The sequence below is a fragment of the Enterobacter sp. 01-M-03-SI-ECC genome (assembly GCF_047530215.1).
GTDB classification, from domain to species: Bacteria; Pseudomonadota; Gammaproteobacteria; order Enterobacterales; family Enterobacteriaceae; genus Enterobacter; species Enterobacter chengduensis.
In genome coordinates this window covers 1-2341 of sequence record NZ_JBLKDA010000082.1, presented here as the reverse complement: position 1 = coordinate 2341, position 2341 = coordinate 1, and the positions used below count along the sequence as shown (strand labels likewise).

General features: G+C 45.6%; 2 protein-coding genes. One reads left to right on the top strand and one right to left on the bottom strand.

What is annotated here, in order from left to right:
• Positions 1 to 332 precede the first annotated feature (332 nt).
• Entirely contained in the window at positions 333 to 737 is a 405-nt protein-coding gene (locus ACMWKK_RS26080; protein ID WP_001287391.1) for an H-NS family nucleoid-associated regulatory protein, read from the top strand.
• 606 nt (positions 738 to 1343) lie between these two features.
• On the opposite strand, the gene ACMWKK_RS26075 is transcribed toward ACMWKK_RS26080, so the two are convergent.
• A complete protein-coding gene (locus ACMWKK_RS26075) occupies positions 1344 to 2201 on the bottom strand; it encodes an HNH endonuclease signature motif containing protein (protein WP_000784387.1) in 858 nt (285 codons plus the stop codon).
• Positions 2202 to 2341: the final 140 nt, after the last annotated feature.

Below are 2341 nucleotides of genomic sequence, written 5' to 3'. Positions count from 1 at the left end.
AAAAAATAGCCTAAATAGGCTGATTCGATGTGTTTGCGGGAAAAAAATCGGCCCAGATCCGCGAAATTTTAATCAGCGAGTCAGCTTGGGAAGAAATGACCTGCTTATTCGCACCTTCCCTTGATGATTTACAGCATGAGTACCCTAAACAGTGAGCAGATTTTAAGACTCATGAACAACATCGAAAGCACGAAACAGTCTGCACAAGGAAGATAAGGAGTATTCTTAGCAAGATATCTTTGTACCTGAAGACATAAAGCTGGCATCTTTTTCCTTATAGAGTGTATTATGATTAAGTAAATCCTTATCAAAGAATTAGAAAGTGAGGTCGTATGTCTGAAGCACTCAAATCGTTAAACAATATTCGTACTCTTCGCGCCCAGGGCCGCGAGCTGCCTTTAGAAGTACTTGAGGAAATCCTCGAAAAGCTTAATGTCATTGTTGATGAGCGTCGTCAGGAAGAATCATCCAAAGCTGCCGAACTGCAAGCTCGTCAGGAGAAACTTGACGCCCTGCGTAAGTTAATGGAAGAAGATGGTATCAACCCGGAAGAGCTGCTTGGCTCATTCCAGGCCAAATCTACGGCTACCAAGAAAAGCCGTGAACCACGCCCGGCCAAATACTCATTTACTGATGAAAATGGCGAAACAAAAACGTGGACTGGACAGGGCCGTACCCCCAAAGCTCTGGCAGAACAAATTGCAGCCGGTAAAAGTCTTGATGATTTCCTGATCTAACTTTTGCCACCAGTTTTGATAGAGGCCACTTCGGTGGCCTTTTCTCATACGGAATCAATTTCAGGTACAGAACATATGAAAAATTCAGAACCTAAGAGCTGTGATCCCTATGTGGACAGTTTGATTAGAAATGCAGATGCAAAGGAAGCCAGGTCATTTCTCAAAATATTGAAGCCCTTACCATTCCTTATCGTTATCATCGCTGTATTCTTTTTTTGGGTATCGTTTTCCCGTTTATTATCCCAGGTCGCGTAAAACCTTTTTAAAGACTCTTCTTTACCAGATATGCTCCCTCACCGGGATGGTTTCAACCTCTTCAGTTTCCCATATTGGCAAAACCTTCAGGAAATAAGACGATACCCTCCACGCTTTCCATTAAAGCGGGATGACGACGCCCAGTTCTTACGACCAGACTCCACGTTTTCGATTAGGATGCCTTTGGGCCCTTCTAACGAGGCCACCTCAACAACTCGCACTTTCCGGATCAGTCTTGGATCCACTTCTTCCCAGATCTGGCCAACTGTAATATCTTTTTGGGTTTGCATTTAATCTCTCGCTGTCATTTAGTGAACAAGACTAATCCTCGCCGTGGTTCAGCTTATGGCTTTATTTACGCTGACGATCCTTAGCCTTAAATTTTTGCCATCGTATCCGAAGGTTTTCGATGTTAACCGGAACCTGCATGCGTGTCGTCTCTATCTCATTCCCATGCCATTTCAGGAGATCATCATCCAACTCCCGGGCCTCCCGGCTGAAGTAAATTTTCATAGTGTCAGGGTTTATGGCGCAATGGTCATTGTCGAACAGTGTATGGATATCACGGCGAAGTAAAATTCCGTTCGTTACGTCGGGAATGCCTTCTTCATGACGTGGCGTTAAGTGCGCGGCCTCAGTACGCCAGGGGGACCTTACGCCGGTGACAACACATCGCCCGTAGCAATTCAACCTAACATCCCGGGCGAAAGGACCTTGGTCAGGACTGGTGACAGAAGTACATTCCTGGCCCTCTTTGTAGATACGCTTCGGGAAGTCGATAGTGGTTTGAGCTGTTTGGGAAAGTGACACATACGTAACCCCTTTGTATCTCTTTATCCCACCATTAAAAGTGGTAGGAATCGAGCTGGTTATGGCCACCAGTTTCACATCGCCCATTTCGACGATCTTAAGGCTCTTATTAGCGGCTACATGTAACTGGATGAATTTACCTACGTACACATCATGGTTCTCATCTTGTCTTTCAACACACAGAACGACATGGTCGAAGGTTCTCTTGTCAGAGATTACCCAGTTGCCGGTTTTCACACGGCCTGCTTCACTCACCCCTGCGGTAAGATCGGGTATGAGCGTCCCCTGCATGCCGTCAGTTCGAATTGAAAGAATTTCACCCGATAAACCCAGCTCTGCAAGCTCACTAATAAACGGTCTTTTCATCCGGCTTACCGGTTTTGGCTTCGTCATTTTCATCTTTGCTGTAACACCTCAGGGCACTGTTGCAAAGTTAGCGATGAGGCAGCCTTTTGTCTTATTCAAAGGCCTTACATTTCAAAAACTCTGCTTACCAGGCGCATTTCGCCCAGGGGATCACCATAATAAAATGCTGAGGC